The organism is Ignavibacteriota bacterium (assembly GCA_016708125.1).
In the GTDB taxonomy this organism is placed as follows: Bacteria; Bacteroidota; Ignavibacteria; order Ignavibacteriales; family Melioribacteraceae.
Window position 1 is genome coordinate 2,554,803 of record JADJGF010000001.1, and the last position, 18,109, is coordinate 2,572,911.

Consider the following 18,109-nt stretch of genomic DNA (forward strand, 5'->3'; position numbering starts at 1 on the left):
TTTAAAATTACTTTTGTGTTTTTGCTTGTTTTACTATTTACCCCGTTTCATTTTTTTAGTTTACATTTAATAATATATTTCACTTTTATTCTTTTTATTTCGCTCCTAATCACGCATGAGAAAATTGTATATTCCGAATTTAGAAATACTTATTTATCTGCAATTTTAATTTACGTCATTTTTTGTATTCCTTCTTTTCTTAATACAATTGATCCAATAATGAGTTTATTTAAAGCAAATAACTTAATTGCTATGATTCTAGTTATGACTTCCATACCAATAGTCCTAAAAAGAAGAACTGATCTCTATTTTATTCTTTATATATATCTTTTACTTACAGCTATTGATAGCATTTATGTTATAGTAAACGGGATAATAACCGGTGGGCGTGTTTTTGGATTTTCAGGAGTTTTTTACGTAGATCTAAGTGGAATTGGGGCATTAATTAGTATAATTCTATTTATTTATGAAAGACATATGAAGAAAATTATATTTGGTCTGCTTATGATTTTAATAACTACAGGACTTATATTTACTCAAACAAGAAATGCTTGGCTATCAACAGGTCTCTCATTATTTATAATAATACTTTTATTACTTATAAAGTCTGTTAAATTCTATGTGAAAAAATCTAAAATAATAAAAATATTAACAGTTATTATTGTAACAATTATAGGAATTTATTTTATATCAAGTCAGGCAAGCGCAGGAATAGAAGATAGAATTTCCTCAGAAGAATCATCCCAAGTAATTACAGATGATCCGGGTTCTGTTTCCAGTTCTTATGTTTCTAGGTTATTTATTTGGCATACTGCTTACAATGCCTTTGCTCAACACCCGTTTATTGGTATTGGTTTTTATTCATTTTCTTTTTCATCTCATTTATATTATACTATTCCCAAATCATTTTATAAGACATTTGTTATGGAGCGTACACCACATGTTACTTGGATTGCCGTTTTAACTGAAACTGGAATTGTCGGTTTAATTGGGTTTATCTTTTTAGTTTTTACAATTATTAAAATTGGTATAAAAGAGCTGAACTTGGTAAGTAAACCTGACGATGCTAAAATTACAGTTGTTATTATCGGCATACAACTTTATATACTAATTTCTATGTTTATGACTGATGCGTGGCTTTGGGGACAGCAGGTTGTTCTATGGGGAATAACTTTAGGAATGTCGGTATCAAATTACAATTTATTACTTGCCAACATGAAGCATGCTGAATGAACAGTGAAAGTAAAAATTCTATTTGGTTATCAATTCAATATATAGTCACACTAATTTCGTCTTTAATAATGCTTAAGTTGAATATAACTCATTTCGGTAGTGAAATATTCGGAATCTGGCTATTATTTGCATCAATTTGGGGAACAGGCTCTGCTATAGATTTTGGATTTGGGACTGCTATTATAAAATTTACCGCTCAATTAAAATCTGATGAGAGGAAATTAAACGGATTATTATCATCGAGCTTCTATTTATTTTTAACTTTGGGTATTATTTTATTAGTACTAATAAATTTAATAGGACATATTTTTATAATTTCGGAAGTAGTTCGGTCAGTAGGAAATAACAATTCTGAGCTTATCAATATTTTTACTTTATTAGGTTTTTCCTTTTTAATACAATACGTTTCAATTTTTCTAAAATCAATATTTGAAGGAATGAATGATTTTAAATTAGTAAGTAAAATAACTATTTTTCAATCTCTAACAACACTTTTATTTGTTACAATTATTTACATATTTAACTTATCAATAATTTGGCTTGCTATTGGTTATTTATCCACTTGGTTTATTATTTTATTAGTTTACATTTATTATCTTAAAAATATTCACAAAAGTATAAAAATTAAATTGTCATTTTTCGATTTAAACAATTTGAAAGGAATAGTTGGATTTAGTGTTTCAATACAATTCACTTCCATTTTTACAGCTCTGATAGATCCAGTAATAAAATTTTTAATAGGTAATTATTTAGGTACAAGCCATATTTCCTTTTATGAAATAGCAAGAAGATTTGCCCAAGCAATGTCTGGCTTATTTTTTAACACTTTTAGAATTATACTACCCAAAGCTAGTATTTTAAATACAACGGATGAAAAACTTAATTTTTTAAGAACTGATGGAAAGAAATTTTCAAAACTTGGGATTACATACTCAGGAACAGCATTTGGTTTATTTCTTGCTCCACTTACAATTTTGATTAAATTATTGTTTGGTATTGATGAACCTATAATAATTTTTTTAATTCTGGCTTTACCTGAATCTGTAAATAGTTTTGGATATACAATCTATATCTTTTTGATTGGTATTGGTAAGGCACATTTTATTGCGTTGGTGCAATTGACAAATGTACTTTTAATATCTAGTTCATTGTTCATTGGTTTTTATATCTATAATACGGTTCTTGGTTTGTTTGGTTATTTTATTACGGTTGTTTTGGTGAACATTGGTATGTTTTTATTTGTTCAAAAACTAACTAAGATAGATTTAAAAGAATTTATTTCCTCTACGAAGGTTTTTAAACTTGTTTTTCTTGTTTCTTGTATAATCATTTCAACATTCTTAATATATTTTAAATTTGTACCTTTCTATGTACCAACAATTTCAATTTCTTTTATTATGTCATTTGTTTTCTACAATGACATAAAACTTTATATCAATTTTTTCTTAAACAAGACGGAAGTAGAAGTATGATTAGAAGAATTATTTTAAATATTGTTAATTTTTTTGGTTATACAATAACAAGAATACCAACAATTGATCTTAAAATAGAAAAGGGTGACTATTTATGGCTGCAAAATATGAATATCAACACTATTATTGATGTTGGAGCAAACAATGGAGAATTTGCTCAAAAAATAAATAAGATTCTACCTGAAGTTGAAATACATTCTTTCGAACCATTAAAAGAATGTATAGAGGAACTTAAAGAAAATCTTGTTGGGATTAAAAAGATAAAATTCTATAATTACGCGCTTGGAGAAAAAGATGAAGAAAAAATTTTTTATCATAATCAGTTTGCCCCCAGTTCCTCTTTTTTGGAAATGAAAGATTTGCACAAAAATGCATTTCCTTATACAAGTACTGTATTTGAAGAAAAAGTTAGCGTTAAAAAATTGGACAATTTTATAAATGAATTAATTAAATCAAAAGAAATTCTATTAAAAATTGATGTTCAAGGTTATGAGTTGAATGTATTAAAAGGCGGTTATAAATTTCTTAATGAAGTTAAAATTATTATACTTGAAGTGAGTTTTCATGAATTGTATAAAGACCAGCCTCTATTCAATGATATTTACACTTACTTGGTTGAAAAAGGATTTAATTATTACGGCAATTTTGAACAATTAATAGATCCGCATAACGGTCAGATTTTACAAGCTGATGCAATTTTTATTAAACAATAATCTAAATTAAAATGATAGTAAAAAAGTATTTAGTTTCAGCAATCGTTTCAACTTATAATTCAGAGAAATTTATTAAGGAAAAATTAGACGATTTATTAATGCAGACAATTGCAGATAAGTTAGAAATAATTATTGTTAACAGCGGCTCACAGCAGAATGAGGATAAAATAATTGACATGTATTTGAAGAAGTATTCGAATATTAAATATATAAAAACAGAAGAACGTGAAACCATTTACAAAGCATGGAATAGAGGAATTAAAATTGCCAAAGGTGAGTTTATTACTAATGCTAATACTGATGACCGATTGAAAAATGATGCTTATGAAATATTGACTAATTTTCTTTTGCAAAATAATGAGTACGCTCTGGTTTATGCTGATCAATATTTAAGTACTAAAGAAAACGAAACATTTGAAGAAGCAAAATTTAATAAAGTAATTAAATTCCCAGATTATAGTCATGTTTATATGCTTGAAAGGTGTATTATTGGTTCACAGCCAATATGGAGATCATCATTAAATTTTAATGATAATTTTTGGTTTGATGAACAATATGAAGTTAGTGGTGATCATGAATTTGAATTGCGCGTTTCAGAAAAATATAAAATATACCATTTGAGAAAGTGTCTTGGTGTTTTTTATAAATCACCTAATAAAACAAATAAAGAAACTGAAAATTTAGAAAGAACCAGAGAAGAAGTTAAAAAAGTTACAAGTAGATATATTAATAGATTTATTTCTTCTGCTTCTATTGAAGAATTGACCAGAATAAAAAAAAAATACAGAATTAATCTTTTAATCCCCATATTGTTTTATGAAGCATTTATAAGGTTAGAAAGAATAACAATTAAATCAATTTATCCCAGATTGACGAAACATTCTATTGAGTTTATTTACTATTTAAATATACTTGTTTATCAAAAATTTGAAGATCAAGAAAGAGTTTTAAAATTGAGTAAAAAATATTTAAGATTTAAAAAATCGGATAGAATAAAAGAAAAATATTTGGACCTTATTAATGCGGAGAGATAGTTGGGAAATAAAATAGGAATAGGAATTATTACATGTAATAGAAGTCATTTCTTCAAAGAATTAATTTCTTCCATACCGGAAGTAGATAAAATAGTTGTAGTAAATGATGGAAACCCATATGAAAATAATTTGTATCCTTCTAAAATTACCGAAGTTATTCAACATAAAAACAATAAAGGTATTGCAAAGACTAAAAACGATGCACTAAAATATTTATTAGATCATGAATGTGAACACATTTACTTGTTTGAAGATGATATAGCTATAAATGATTCTTCAATAATTGAGAAATATATTAAAGCAAGTGAGATTTCAGGAATTCAGCATTTTAATTATGCATATCATGGTAAATGGAATAAGACAACAACAGGAAACCCCAATCCTAAAAAAATAATTAGATATTCTGATAATGTTAATATTACTTTGCACGATATGTTAACAGGTGCACTTTCTTATTTTAGAAGTACTGTTTTGAAAAATGTTGGTTTAATGGATACTCGTTATAAAAACGTTTTAGAACATGTTGATCATACATATCGAATAATTAAAAGTGGTTTTCATCCCCCATTTAGATGGTTTGCAGATATTGAAGAGAGTTTTTATTTATTACGTGAATTAGATGAAGATTTAAAAGAAAGTATAAATGCTCAAAATATGTTTTCGTTAAAAATTCGTGCAAGAATCTTTGATACATACTTTAAATTTAAGAATGGATTCAAACCATCGGATGTTCCAATTGATATCGAAAGTGACGTTGAGGAAATTCTTAGGGAAATTAAAAATAAATTTTCTACAAAATAGAAATTTTTTTTAAAAAATCTAAGAACTAACTTATTAAATTTTTTGCAATACAAAAATGAATACAAAAATCTGCGCAACAGTAATTCTATACAATCCTGATGAGAATATATCTGATAATATAATGACTTATATTAATCAAGTTAATCTTATTATTATTATCGATAACTCTGATAAATTGAATAATAGCCTATTTGATAAGTTTAAGATTAATGAGAAAGTAATTTACGTAGTTAATGGTAATAATATTGGAATTGCGGCAGCATTAAATATAGCTGCAAGAAAAGCCAGTCAAAAAGGATTTTCGTTTCTCTTAACAATGGATCAGGATAGTAGAGCTCCTAAAAACATGGTGGAAAATTTATTAAATATCTATGAGAAAAAAGAAAATGTTGGCATAGTTTCTCCATTACATTCAAATAGGTATAATACTCATCTCAAGTTCGAAAATGAAATTGATGAAGTAAAGATTGCAATGACATCTGGAAACTTACTTTCACTTGAAGTTTTTAAAAAAGTTGGAGAATTTAGGAGTGATTTTTTTATTGATTATGTTGATATAGAGTTTTGCTTTAGGTTACAATTAAATAATTACAAAATAATTAGAGCGAATAGAATTATTTTGGAACATAATGAAGCAGACTTATCTTCAAAAAAGATTTTTAACAAAACATTTTATCCACTTAATCATAAACCATTTAGACTTTATTATAAAACGAGAAATTTACTATATCTTAGATCAATGTATAAAAACTCACTTCCTCATTTGCTGAAAATTGAATATGACTCATATTTTCGAACAATAGTAAAAATTATTCTTTTTGAAAAACAAAAGTTTAGAAAATTTACATCGATTCTGCTTGGTATTTGGGATTATTTAATTGGAAAAAGTGGAAGTAAATTTTAATAAAATTAATTTGATTCAAAAGTAAAAGAGTTAATAAAGTCTCAAAAAAAATATTTGTATAAAATGAAACCCAAAATCACCATAATAATATTGAACTGGAATGGTTTAAATGATACTCTTGAATGCTTGGAATCATTAAAGAAAATAGATTATGAGAATTATGAAATAATTGTTGTAGATAATAATTCCTCCGGAAATGATGTTGAAATTATTGAAGAAAAATTTGGTGCTTGTATAAAAAAAATAATTGTATCTTCAGAGAATATTGGCTTTTCCGGTGGTAATAATTTAGGAATTAAATATGCTTTAGAAAATGGGGCTGATTTTATTTTATTATTAAACAATGATACAATTGTTGAATCTGATTTTTTGGTAAATCTATCTGATACTTTAAATAAATATGAAAATATTGGAATTTCTGCTCCTCTGATTAATTATTTTGATAAAAAAAGTATTGTTTGGACAGTTGGTGGGAAAATTAGTAAAATTCGCGGATCCGGTTTTGCCTACTCTAATGAAAACGAAAATCAAATAGAAAAAAAAAATAGAGAAGTTACTTTTGCTTCTGGTTGTTGTTTATTGATTAAGAAAGAAGTATTTGAAAAAATTGGTATGCTTGATGAAAAATTTTTCTTGTATGTCGAGGATACGGATTTTTGTTTTCGCACAATAAAAGCTGGTTTTAAAATTATTATTAATCCCAATTCTAAAATTTATCATAAGGTCGGTAATTCTACTTCTATGAATTTAAAGCAAATTCCACTATACTATGAAACAAGAAATCGACTTTATTTTGCAAAAAAAAATTTCAATATTTTTTTCATTGTAACTTTTTTATACATATTTGTAACTATGTTATATAAATCTATTATTTGGTTTTTTAATGGTAAATCAGAAAATATAACTTCAATAAAACTTGCATTTAGGGATTTTGTAGAAGGCAATTTGGGTAAATTAAATAATGAAAAAATTTTAGCAGGCAAATGAGAATTGGTATTGATGCTCGTTTGTTAAGCACGAAAATTAGGGGAACCGCAAGATATTTATCAAATCTTATTGAATATTTACCTCAATTTGATAATAAAAACAAATACTTTATTTTTCAATACGAAGATTTGGGACAAAAAGATAAATACTACACTTATATTCCAATAAAAAAAAGCAAACTACCACGACAGATACATGAACATTATTGGCTGAATTTCAAACTTCCAAAACTAATTTTAGAAAATAAAATCGATATTTTTTTTACACCATACATTTTTGTTCCGTTAATTAAAAAAAAATGGAAAAATGTTATCGCGATTCATGATACTTTAACAAAAGTTTCAAAAGAATATTATACTTTTTATTATAGAAAATATATGGATTTGCTTGTACCATTATCTGTTAAAAGAAGTGATGCAATAATTACAGTTTCAGAATCTGCAATGAATGATATAATCAAATTTTACAAAGTTGATCCAAATAAAATTCAATATTTACATTTATGGACTGACGACAAGTATAAACAGATTAAATTAAGTTTAGACAAAAAAAAATATTTAATGGAAAAATATAATCTCCCGCAAAAATTTATTCTTTTTGTTGGTGTTTTAGAGGAAAGAAAAAATATAATTGGAATTTTAAAAGTAGCTGAGATTTTACTAAAACGCGGAATTGATATAAATTTTGTTTTTGTTGGAAGGGAGGGATTTGGTTTTCATAAAGTATCTGATAAATTTAAAAATAGCTCAAAAAGATTTCTTCATCTTAAAGAGGTGGATGATAGCGATCTTGTTAGTATTTATAATATTGCAACTTTATTTTTTTTCCCGACTTATTATGAAGGATTTGGACTTCCACCACTTGAAGCTATGAAATGCGGATTGCCGGTTATAGCTTCAAATAATTCTTCAATTCCGGAAGTTGTTGGAAATGGTGGAATTTTAGGTGATGCGGAAAATTATGATTTTTTCGCTGATAAAATAAGTTTATTGTTGAATGATGAAAATTTATATAATAACATGAAACAAAATGCATTAAAGCAAGCAGAAAAATTTACGGCTGAAAATCATATAAGAAAACTTCTTGGAATTTTTAATAATTTAAATAATCATTGACGAGTAATTTATAATTTTATAAAGAATATTTTTACTTAATGAAAATAGTTCAAACAAATAAAGCATATTATCCTAAAGTTGGTGGAATTGAAACAACAATTACAACTCTTTCCGAAGGGTTGGTTAATTATTTTAATGCTGATGTTCAAGTTTTAACTTGTAGCGGAACAAGAACTTTACAATCTGTAGAAAAAATATTAAATGGTGTAAAATTAAAGTATTTATCAACATTTGAATTTCTTGCATCATTACCAATAAGTCCAGGTTACTTCAAAGAAATTGCAAAATATTCCGGGGATATTTTACATATTCATGAACCTTTTCCATTAGCTGATATTGCTTTACTTACTAACAGTAAATTAAAAAATAAATTTTCAAAAATTGTTGTTTCATGGCATAGCGATATTGTACGTCAAAAATGGGTATTATCAATCTATAAGAAATATCTTTTTGAGTTTCTGCAAAATGTTGATAAAATAATTGTTAGTAATCCAAATCTTATAAAAAATTCTGATTTTCTTCCTTACTTTAAAGATAAGATTGAAGTAATACCTATTGGTGTTGATCTTAATTGGGTTGACTCTTGTCAAGAATCAAATGAATTATCAAAACAAATTCGGAAATCCAATAAAGGACCAATTGCATTGTTTGTTGGCAGATTAGTTTATTATAAAGGATTAGAATACCTAATTGATGCAGTTAATTTAGTACCCGATATTTCACTGATAATTATTGGCTCGGGTCCGTTAAAAAGTTATTTGAATAAAATGATAAATAAGCTGAACTTATCATCAAGAATAAAAATAATTCCTGAAGTTGATGAAGTTACTTTACATAGTTATTACAAAGCTTGTGATTTATTTATTCTTCCATCGGTTGAAAAAAGTGAAACTTACGGAATCGTACAAATAGAAGCTATGGCGTGTGGAAAACCAGTTGTTTGTACAGATTTAGGTACAGGCACAACATTCATTAACCAAAATGAAATAACAGGTTTTGTTGTACCGCCGCGTAATTCTAAATCTTTAGCTGAAGCAATTTTAAAGCTTGTTCAGAATGTAGAGCTAAGAGAGATTTTGGGGAATCAAGGAAAAGAAAGAGTATTTAAAGATTTTACTTCCAAAAAAATGGTTACTGAAACATATAGAGTTTACCAAAATCTATTAAAAAAGTAAGATGTTTTTACAATTAAATCTTACTCAAAACATTAACTTGATATTTACTAAAATGCATATTAGATATTTTCATAAAATTAACTGAAAAGAAAATTCACTATTTAATAATTTTTTACAAAATAATAGAAATTCCAGAAAACCTTTAAAATAATGTATTGTTGCTAAATTAATTTAAATACTGTCTCAAAATCTCACAATTTCTTTCGAATATAAAAATGCTAATAATAAAATGATTTTTTAAGTCACTTTTATAATTTATTTTACTTAAATAAAAATTTTGTGTCTTGTTTTAAATCACAATTTATTTATTTGTCCATTTTAGTTGACTTTTTTCTTGGTTTGTAAATGTAATTTCTACTTATTGAACATATAAAAATATTTTATCTCACTCTTAGGAGGCTAATTTTATGAAAGTTCCGTTTCTCGATTTGAAAGCTCAATATAATAGTATTAAGGATGAAGTTTTACCGGCAATCCATAATGTTCTTGAAAATACAGCATATGTTTTGGGAAAACCGGTTTTTGATTTTGAAACTCGTTTTGCTAGTGAACATGGTGCAAAACATTGTGTTGCTTTAAGTTCCGGCACAGATGGAAATCACGTTGCTTTATGGACATTAGGCATTGGACCAGGAGATGAGGTAATCATTCCTGCAAATACATTTATTGCAACAGCTTGGGGAGCAACTCTATGCGGCGCAACTCCGGTTTTTGCAGATTGTCATCCAGAAAGTTATAATATCGATCCCGCAAAAGTTGAAGCTAAAATTACTCCCAAAACCAAAGCTATTGTTGCTGTTCATTTGTATGGTCAGGCAGCCGATATGGATCCGTTAAAAGAAATTGCAAAAAAGCATAATTTATATTTATTAGAAGATGCTGCCCAATCACACTTTGCAGAATATAAAGGCAAAAGAATTGGAGCACTTTCAGATATTGCTTCTTATAGTTTCTATCCCGGTAAAAATCTTGGCGCATACGGCGAAGGCGGTGCAATTACAACTAATAATGATGAACTTGCTGTAAAATCTAAAATGCTTAGAGATCATGGCGGTAAAGAAAAATATAACCATGAAATTTTAGGACATAATTATAGAATGGAAGGAATTCAAGGGGCTGTTTTAGGTGTAAAGTTAAATCATTTAGATAAATGGACAAATGGACGTAGAAAAGTTGCAGCAAAATATAAAGAATTACTTTCTGATATTAGTGGCATTATTCTTCCTCAAGAAATGGAATACGCAAAACATGTTTATCATCTTTTCGTAATTCAAGTTATCGGAAATGATGGAGAAGTTAGAACTGCAAAAAGAGATAGATTACAGAAATTCCTTGGTGAAAATGATATTGCAAGCGGATTACATTATCCGTTACCATTACATCAACAAAAATGTTTTGAAGGATTGGGATATAAATATGGAGATTTTCCGGTAACCGAGCAATTGGCAGAACAAGGTTTATCATTACCTATGTATCCTGAATTAACCGATGAACAAATAAATTATGTTTCAGAAAAAATTCATGAATTCTTTAAATAATATAAATTTTAGAAAGAGGTTATAATGAAAGTTGGCATAATCGGCTTAGGCTATTGGGGACCAAATCTTGTTCGTAATTTTATGTCGCATCCGGAAATTTCCCAAGTGTTTGGTTGTGATTTAAGTGATGACAGATTGAATTTTATTAAATCAAGATTTCCATCAGCAGAAGTACTTAAAGATTATAACGAATTATTAAGAAAAGATCTAAATATTATTGCAATTGCTACTCCGGTTGATACTCATTTCAAGTTTGCAAAAATGGCTCTTGATGCTGGTAAAAATATTTGGGTTGAAAAACCTTTTACCGCAACTTCGGATGAAGCAGTTAAATTAATTGAGTTAGCAGATAAAAATAATTTAAAAATTTTCGTTGATCACACTTTTATATATACGGGTGCAGTACAAAAAATGCGTCAGCTTGTTGATTCAGGTGAAATGGGTGCAATTAGATATTTTGATTCTGTCAGAATAAACTTAGGTTTATTCCAGCATGACGTAAACGTTATTTGGGATTTAGCTCCGCACGATTTATCAATAATGAATTATCTTCTTCCAAACAATAAAGTTGTTGCGGTTTCAGCTCATGGAATTGCAAATTATTATGATCACGAAAATGTTGCACATCTTTCTGTTTATTTTGAAGACAATTGCTTCGCTCACTTTCACGTAAATTGGACATCTCCCGTAAAAATTAGGAAAATGCTTGTCGGCGGCGATAAAAAAATGTTAGTCTTTGATGATATGGAAAACTTTGAAAAAATTAAAGTTTACGATGCCGGCGTTCAAATGTCTTCTAAAGAAAAAATTCATGAAGCTTTAGTTCAATACAGAATGGGTGATATGTATTCTCCAAAAGTTAAGGCAACAGAAGCATTAACTTTAGGTGCTGCTGAATTTATTTCTGCAATTAAAGAAAACAGAACTCCATTAACAAGCGGAATTGACGGTTTAAATGTTGTGAAAATTTTGGAAGCAAGCGAAAAATCAATTAAAAATAAAGGTAAACTAATTGAAATTGATCAGTTAGAATTAGCAAAATAATTTTGGATTTTTTTATGGAAAAGAAAAATATCAATAATGTAAAATTAGGTAAAGATGTTAAAATTTTTGATTTCGTAAATTTATACGGTTGCTCTATTGATGACGGAACTAAAGTTGGAACTTTTGTAGAAATTCAAAAAGGTGCTTCAATCGGTAAAAATTGTAAAATTTCTTCTCACACATTTATTTGCGAAGGAGTTCATATTGGTGATGGTGTTTTTGTTGGTCACAATGTAACATTTATAAATGATAAATATCCTCGCGCTGTAAATCCGGATGGAAGTTTACAAACTGAAGCTGATTGGAAATTAATTGAAACTTTTGTAAAAGACAAAGTTTCAATCGGATCTTCTTCAACAATTATGGGTGGAGTTACAATCGGTGAAAATTCAATAATTGGTGCAGGCGCAGTTGTTACAAAAGATGTTCCGGCAAATGTGGTTGTTGCCGGTGTTCCCGCAAAAATTATCAAAAAATTATAATCATTTCATAAAAAGCCGTTTAAATTGAGCGGCTTTTTCTTTAATATCTCTTCATTTTAGATAAAAATATCATTTACAAATACTATATTTAAAAGTTTATATAAAACATATTCTTTAAAAGTATTTGCTTCGGCGTGCATAAAAAATTAGAAAAAATATTTGTCGTAGGAATTGATTTTTTAACCATAAATCTAACTTGGTTAGTTTATTATTTTGTTAGAGTTCAGTCTGGGCTTTTCAATATTTTTACATCTCCAGAATTTTTTCTCAGCATGATAATTATTTATTTCTATTGGCTGTTGATTTTTACTTTTGTTGGAATGTATAGAACTTGGTTTGCAAGCTCAAGATTTGATGAATTAACATCTCTGTTCAAAGCTACTTTTGCCGGGATTTTTATTTTATTTACATTAATTCTTTCAGATGATATACTTCATAATGAGCAAAGCGGAAATAGATTTTTAATATTTTTTTATTGGGGAATGTTTCTTCTTTTTGTTGGATTTGGACGTCTATTTGTTCGAAGTCTTCAGAGAAAATTATTAATAAATGGAGTTGGCAGACGAAATGCAATAATTGTCGGGTTTAATTCTAAGGCAAAAGAAATTCACAGAAAAATTCAAAAGTATAAAGGATTAGGTCTTGATGTTGCAGGTTATGTTGCAGTTCTTGATAAAAATATTGGGAAAAAATTTGACGGCGTTGAAGTAATTGATAGTGTTCACAATATTGAAAAAGTTATACATCAATTAAATGCGCAGGAAATAATTCTTTCGCTTGATAAGCACGAAGACGAAATTTTAATTGAAGTTATTTCTAAATGTGAAGATGAAAAAGTTAATCTTAAAATCGTTCCGGATTTGTATGAAATAATTAGCGGACAAGCTAAAACAATGCAGATTTACGGATTTCCGCTCATTGATATTATGCCGCAATTAATGCCCGAGTGGGAAAAAAAAGTTAAAAGATTTTTAGATATTATTTTTTCACTTTTAGTATTAATTGTATCTCTTCCAATAATAATTATTATTACAATTTGGATAAAACTTGATAGCAAAGGTCCAATTATTTTTAAGCAAGAGAGAACCGGAATGAACGGAAAAGTGTTTAAGGTTTATAAATTTCGTTCAATGGTTAACGATGCAGAAAAAAAATCCGGTCCGGTTTGGTCATCTAAAGATGATCCAAGAATTACAACCGTTGGCAAATTTATTAGAAAAGTTAGGATTGATGAAATTCCGCAAATGTTTAATGTGTTAAAAGGTGAAATGAGTTTAGTTGGACCAAGACCGGAAAGACCATTCTTTGTTGAAAAATTATCCAAAGAAATTCCACTTTATAAAAGAAGATTAAAAGTAAGACCCGGAGTAACCGGCTGGGCGCAAGTTAAACATAAATACGATGAAAGCATTGAAGACGTTAACACAAAATTAAGATTTGATTTATTTTATATTGAAAATATGTCGCTTAGAATGGATTTTAAAATTTTATTTAGAACTATATTTGTAGTACTATTTGGCAAGGGACATTTCGAGTGAAATCAATAGTAATAATTCCAACATATGATGAATTAAACAATATCAAAAAACTTATCACGGAGTTGATAAATCTTTATCCGGATTTGGATATTTTAGTTATTGATGATAATTCACCGGATGGAACCGGAAAATACGTTGAAGAATTAAGTAAACAAAATTCAAAAGTAAAATTAATTTCCAGAACCGGAAAATTAGGATTAGGAACAGCTTACGTAGAAGGTTACAAATATATGCTGAATAACGGCTATGATATTGCGTTTCAAATGGATGCTGATTATTCGCACGATCCAAAGGAAATAGCAAATTTCAAAAAATATATTGATGAATATGATTTGATAATCGGAAGCAGATATATTCAAGGTGTAAACGTAATTAACTGGCCTATGAAAAGATTATTGCTTAGTTATTTTGCAAATTATTATACAAAAGTTATAACCGGTTTGCCACTTAAAGACAGCACCGGCGGATTCAAATGTTTCAAGAGAAAAGTTTTAGAATCAATAAATCTTGATGAAATAAAATCAAACGGTTATGCATTTCAAATTGAGATGAATTACAAAGCTTGGATAAAAGGATTTAAGTTGAAAGAAGCCTCAATAATTTTTATGGATAGAGTTGCCGGAACTTCTAAAATGTCAAAAAAAATTGTAAAGGAAGCAATCTTCAGAGTTTGGAAATTACGATTTAGACACATGCTTGGAATTTTAAAATAATACATGATTGATTTATCAATAATAATTGTTAATTATAATGTTAAAGAGTATTTGCTTAATCTCCTTGATTCTATTAAGCAAGCTTCAAAAAATATAATTACGGAAATAATTGTTGTTGATAATAATTCTGATGACGGAAGCATTCCCGCAATAAATGAAAAATTTCCTCAAGTAATAACAATTCAAAATTTAACTAATGTTGGATTTGGAGCCGCAAATAATCAAGCTTTAGAAATTTCCAAAGGAAAAAATATTTTACTAATAAATCCGGATACTTTAGTTAGAGAAAATACTTTTGAAGAAATGATAAAATTTCTTGATCAAAATCCAAAAGTTGGAATTGCCGGATGTAAAGTTTTAAATCCCGATGGAACTTTGCAACTTGCTTGCAGAAGAAGTTTTCCAAAACCTTGGGTTTCGTTTACAAAAGTTATGGGATTGAGCAAACTTTTTCCACAAAGTAAATTATTTGCAAAATATAATCTTACATATTTGGATGAAAATAAATCTTATGAAGTTGATGCAATTTCCGGTTCGTTTATGATGCTTACGCGTGAAGCATATGATAAAGTCGGCGGATTTGATACTGATTTTTTTATGTACGGCGAAGATTTGGATTTGTGCTACAGAATTCAAAAATCGGGATTAAAAGTTTTTTATGTTCACAATACGGAAATAATTCATTACAAAGGTGAAAGCACAAAACGCAGTAAAATTGATGAAACAAAAATTTTCTATAACGCAATGCATTTATTTGTTCGCAAACATTTTTCATCTTCTTTCATTGTAGAAATTATTCTTCAGTTTGCAATTATTTTAAGAAAAACTTTTGCTTTTGCAAATAAAAATAAATTAATTCTTGTTTCCGTTATTGCAGATTTTCTGCTATACATTTTCCTCACTTATTTTTCGGAACAAATTCACACAAATGATAATTGGCCCGGATTTCCAAATGTTTATAAACCTTGGGTTTATATAATTCCGGCAATTATTCAAATTTTAATTTCAAGTTTTAGCGGAGTTTACAAACGAAACTCTCTTTCCGTTTTAAAAACTTTTATTGCATTATTTATTGGATTAGTTACAATTGCTTCGTTAACATTTTTCTTCAAACAATTTGCGTTCAGCAGAGTTGTAGTTTTATTAACGTATATTTTTGCCACAATTATTTTTTCTTTGTGGAGAATTTTATACAAATTAATTTGGCTGAATAAAACATCAAACAATGATTTACCATTGCGCACTGTGCTTGTCGGAATTGACGAAACGGCAATTAATTTTCTAAATAAAATAAAATCAAACTTAACAATTCAGTATAAGTTAATTGGATTGATTGGATTAAATATAAAAGACATTGATAAGAAAGTTGAGAATTTAAAAGTCATCGGTTCGATTGAAAATTTGAAAAAAGTAATTCGTGAATATCAAATCAGCAACGTAATTTTTTCAACGGAGAGTATTGGTTTTGATAAAATTTTTTCAACAGTGGCGCAGTGCCAAGGTGAGAATGTAAATTTTTTAATGTCCGGCAGCGAGCTTGATTTTATGGTTGGAAAATCAACAATCACTCATATTGAAAATGTTCCGTTGTTAAAAGTTGAATATAATATTTCGATGTTTATTCACAAATTTATAAAGAGAATTTTTGATATAATTCTTTCTTTCATTTTGATGATTTTAGTTTTTCCGTTTGTGTGGATTTATGCAAAAATTAATTTGCGAAAAACTTTTTTAATAAATTCACTTCTGCAAATTCCAGAAATATTTATCGGAAGAAAAAGTTTTGTCGGACCTAAAAGTGATAATTTCTATCAAGAATTATTCTTAGGCAAGAAAGGAATAACCGGACTTTGGTTCACTGAAAATATTGATGAAAACGATATTGAAGAAAAAAATAGAATAAATTTATTTTATGCAAAAAATCAAAATATATGGTTAGATTTAGAAATAATAGGGAAATCTATTTCTAAAATTTTTGAAAACTTGGAGAAATAATGGCAAAAAATATATTGGAATTTGAAAAACCGATTTTTGAGCTTGAGAAAAAAATTGAGGAAATGAAAAAGCTTGAAGATAATCTTGATATTACCGATGAAATTTCGAATTTGGAAAGTAAAGTAAATCTTCTTAAAAAAAACATATATGAAAATTTAACACGCTGGCAAAGAGTTCAGCTTGCTCGCCACTCAGAACGACCTTATACATTAGATTACATTTTTTTAATGACTGAAAATTTTATTGAACTTCACGGCGATAGACATTTCAAAGATGATAAAGCAATTGTCGGCGGATTTGCAATGATCGGTGATCAAAAAATTATGTTAATCGGGCATCAAAAAGGTAGAGATACTAAATCAAATTTGGAAAGAAATTTCGGTATGCCGAATCCCGAAGGTTACAGAAAAGCATTGCGTTTGATGAAACTTGCCGAAAAATTTAATATTCCAATTGTAACATTATTGGATACGCCAGGCGCATATCCCGGAATTGAAGCCGAAGAACGAGGACAAGCGGAAGCAATTGCTAGAAATTTATTTGAAATGAGCAGGCTAAAAGTTCCGGTAATTGTTGTAATTATTGGTGAAGGTGCAAGCGGCGGAGCTTTAGGAATGGGCGTTGGCGATAGAATTTTAATGTTGGAAAATACTTGGTATTCCGTAATTAGTCCGGAATCTTGCTCAAGTATTTTATGGAGAAGTTGGGAATACAAAGAACAAGCGGCAGAAGCCTTAAAGTTAACCGCACCCGATTTGTTAGAATTAAATATTATTGATCGAATAATTCCCGAACCTCTTGGCGGCGCTCATAGAGATCATAAATTAATTGCTGATACTTTAAAACAAATTTTGTTGGAAGAAATTAATCAACTCAAAAAAATCAAGCCGGAAAAACTAATTTCAAACAGAATTGAAAAATTTGGCAAAATGGGAGTTTACAACGAATAATTATGCTCTCTCACACAACTTCAATTAGAGTTAGATATGCCGATACTGATAAAATGCAATTTGTGTATAATGGAAAATATCTTGAATATTTTGAAGTTGGAAGAACTGAACTTTTGAGAAATTGCGGTTTGGCTTACAGTGAATTGGAAAAAGTTGGTTATCAATTACCGTTGATTGAAGCCGGTTTGAAATATAAAATTCCGGCACATTATGATGATGTTCTTCAAATTACAGCAGCAATTTCGGAATTATATTCTGCAAAAGTTCACATTGAATATTCAATAAAAAGAGAAAACTCCGAAGAAATTTTAGTTACGGGATTTACAACGCATATGTTCATTAGAGAAGCTACAAAGAAACCAACAAAACCGCCGGAAATTTATATAAATGCTCTCAAAAAATATTTTGAATAATT

General features: G+C 28.2%; 17 protein-coding genes. All 17 read left to right on the top strand.

What is annotated here, in order from left to right; genetic code table 11:
* Positions 1 to 219: 219 nt before the first annotated feature.
* The 17 genes from IPH62_11185 (at position 220) to IPH62_11265 (ending at position 18,107) form a co-directional block, all read left to right on the top strand.
* Complete coding sequence (locus tag IPH62_11185) at positions 220 to 1,233, top strand: O-antigen ligase family protein (protein MBK7105835.1); 1,014 nt, start codon at positions 220 to 222, stop codon at positions 1,231 to 1,233.
* Positions 1,230 to 2,705 carry an oligosaccharide flippase family protein gene (locus IPH62_11190; protein MBK7105836.1) on the top strand — a complete coding sequence of 492 codons (1,476 nt, stop codon included), beginning with the start codon at positions 1,230 to 1,232 and terminating at the stop codon, positions 2,703 to 2,705. Before IPH62_11185 ends, IPH62_11190 begins: the two co-directional genes overlap by 4 nt.
* Positions 2,702 to 3,418 (top strand): FkbM family methyltransferase, encoded by a 717-nt coding sequence (locus IPH62_11195; GenBank protein ID MBK7105837.1) that lies wholly within the window; start codon positions 2,702 to 2,704, stop codon positions 3,416 to 3,418. The genes IPH62_11190 and IPH62_11195 overlap by 4 nt, the downstream gene beginning before the upstream one ends.
* 11 nt (positions 3,419 to 3,429) lie before the next feature.
* Positions 3,430 to 4,452, top strand: a complete 1,023-nt coding sequence (locus tag IPH62_11200; GenBank protein MBK7105838.1) for a glycosyltransferase — start codon at positions 3,430 to 3,432, stop codon at positions 4,450 to 4,452.
* Positions 4,453 to 5,253, top strand: a complete 801-nt coding sequence (locus IPH62_11205) for a hypothetical protein (GenBank protein MBK7105839.1) — start codon at positions 4,453 to 4,455, stop codon at positions 5,251 to 5,253. It abuts the gene before it with no gap.
* A gap of 55 nt (positions 5,254 to 5,308) precedes the next feature.
* On the top strand, positions 5,309 to 6,157 hold the full coding sequence (locus tag IPH62_11210) for a glycosyltransferase family 2 protein (protein MBK7105840.1): 849 nt from the start codon (positions 5,309 to 5,311) through the stop codon (positions 6,155 to 6,157).
* Between the two features lie 63 nt (positions 6,158 to 6,220).
* Positions 6,221 to 7,144, top strand: coding sequence for a glycosyltransferase family 2 protein (locus IPH62_11215; protein ID MBK7105841.1), 924 nt, complete (start codon positions 6,221 to 6,223; stop codon positions 7,142 to 7,144).
* Entirely contained in the window at positions 7,141 to 8,259 is a 1,119-nt protein-coding gene (locus tag IPH62_11220; protein MBK7105842.1) for a glycosyltransferase family 4 protein, read from the top strand. The genes IPH62_11215 and IPH62_11220 overlap by 4 nt, the downstream gene beginning before the upstream one ends.
* Positions 8,260 to 8,297: 38 nt before the next feature.
* Positions 8,298 to 9,434 (top strand): glycosyltransferase, encoded by a 1,137-nt coding sequence (locus tag IPH62_11225; protein MBK7105843.1) that lies wholly within the window; start codon positions 8,298 to 8,300, stop codon positions 9,432 to 9,434.
* 407 nt (positions 9,435 to 9,841) lie between these two features.
* Positions 9,842 to 10,972, top strand: a complete 1,131-nt coding sequence (locus IPH62_11230) for a DegT/DnrJ/EryC1/StrS family aminotransferase (protein MBK7105844.1) — start codon at positions 9,842 to 9,844, stop codon at positions 10,970 to 10,972.
* 24 nt (positions 10,973 to 10,996) lie between these two features.
* Positions 10,997 to 12,016 (top strand): Gfo/Idh/MocA family oxidoreductase, encoded by a 1,020-nt coding sequence (locus tag IPH62_11235; GenBank protein ID MBK7105845.1) that lies wholly within the window; start codon positions 10,997 to 10,999, stop codon positions 12,014 to 12,016.
* 14 nt (positions 12,017 to 12,030) lie between these two features.
* Entirely contained in the window at positions 12,031 to 12,498 is a 468-nt protein-coding gene (locus IPH62_11240) for an N-acetyltransferase (GenBank protein ID MBK7105846.1), read from the top strand.
* A 134-nt stretch (positions 12,499 to 12,632) separates the two neighbouring features.
* Positions 12,633 to 14,036, top strand: coding sequence for a sugar transferase (locus IPH62_11245; GenBank protein MBK7105847.1), 1,404 nt, complete (start codon positions 12,633 to 12,635; stop codon positions 14,034 to 14,036).
* Positions 14,033 to 14,749: a polyprenol monophosphomannose synthase gene (locus IPH62_11250; protein MBK7105848.1), complete on the top strand. Its 717-nt coding sequence runs from the start codon at positions 14,033 to 14,035 to the stop codon at positions 14,747 to 14,749. The genes IPH62_11245 and IPH62_11250 overlap by 4 nt, the downstream gene beginning before the upstream one ends.
* Before the next feature lie 3 nt (positions 14,750 to 14,752).
* Positions 14,753 to 16,744, top strand: a complete 1,992-nt coding sequence (locus tag IPH62_11255) for a glycosyltransferase (protein MBK7105849.1) — start codon at positions 14,753 to 14,755, stop codon at positions 16,742 to 16,744.
* On the top strand, positions 16,744 to 17,694 hold the full coding sequence (locus tag IPH62_11260) for an acetyl-CoA carboxylase carboxyltransferase subunit alpha (GenBank protein ID MBK7105850.1): 951 nt from the start codon (positions 16,744 to 16,746) through the stop codon (positions 17,692 to 17,694). Before IPH62_11255 ends, IPH62_11260 begins: the two co-directional genes overlap by 1 nt.
* Positions 17,695 to 17,696: 2 nt before the next feature.
* Positions 17,697 to 18,107, top strand: a complete 411-nt coding sequence (locus IPH62_11265; GenBank protein ID MBK7105851.1) for an acyl-CoA thioesterase — start codon at positions 17,697 to 17,699, stop codon at positions 18,105 to 18,107.
* Positions 18,108 to 18,109: the final 2 nt, after the last annotated feature.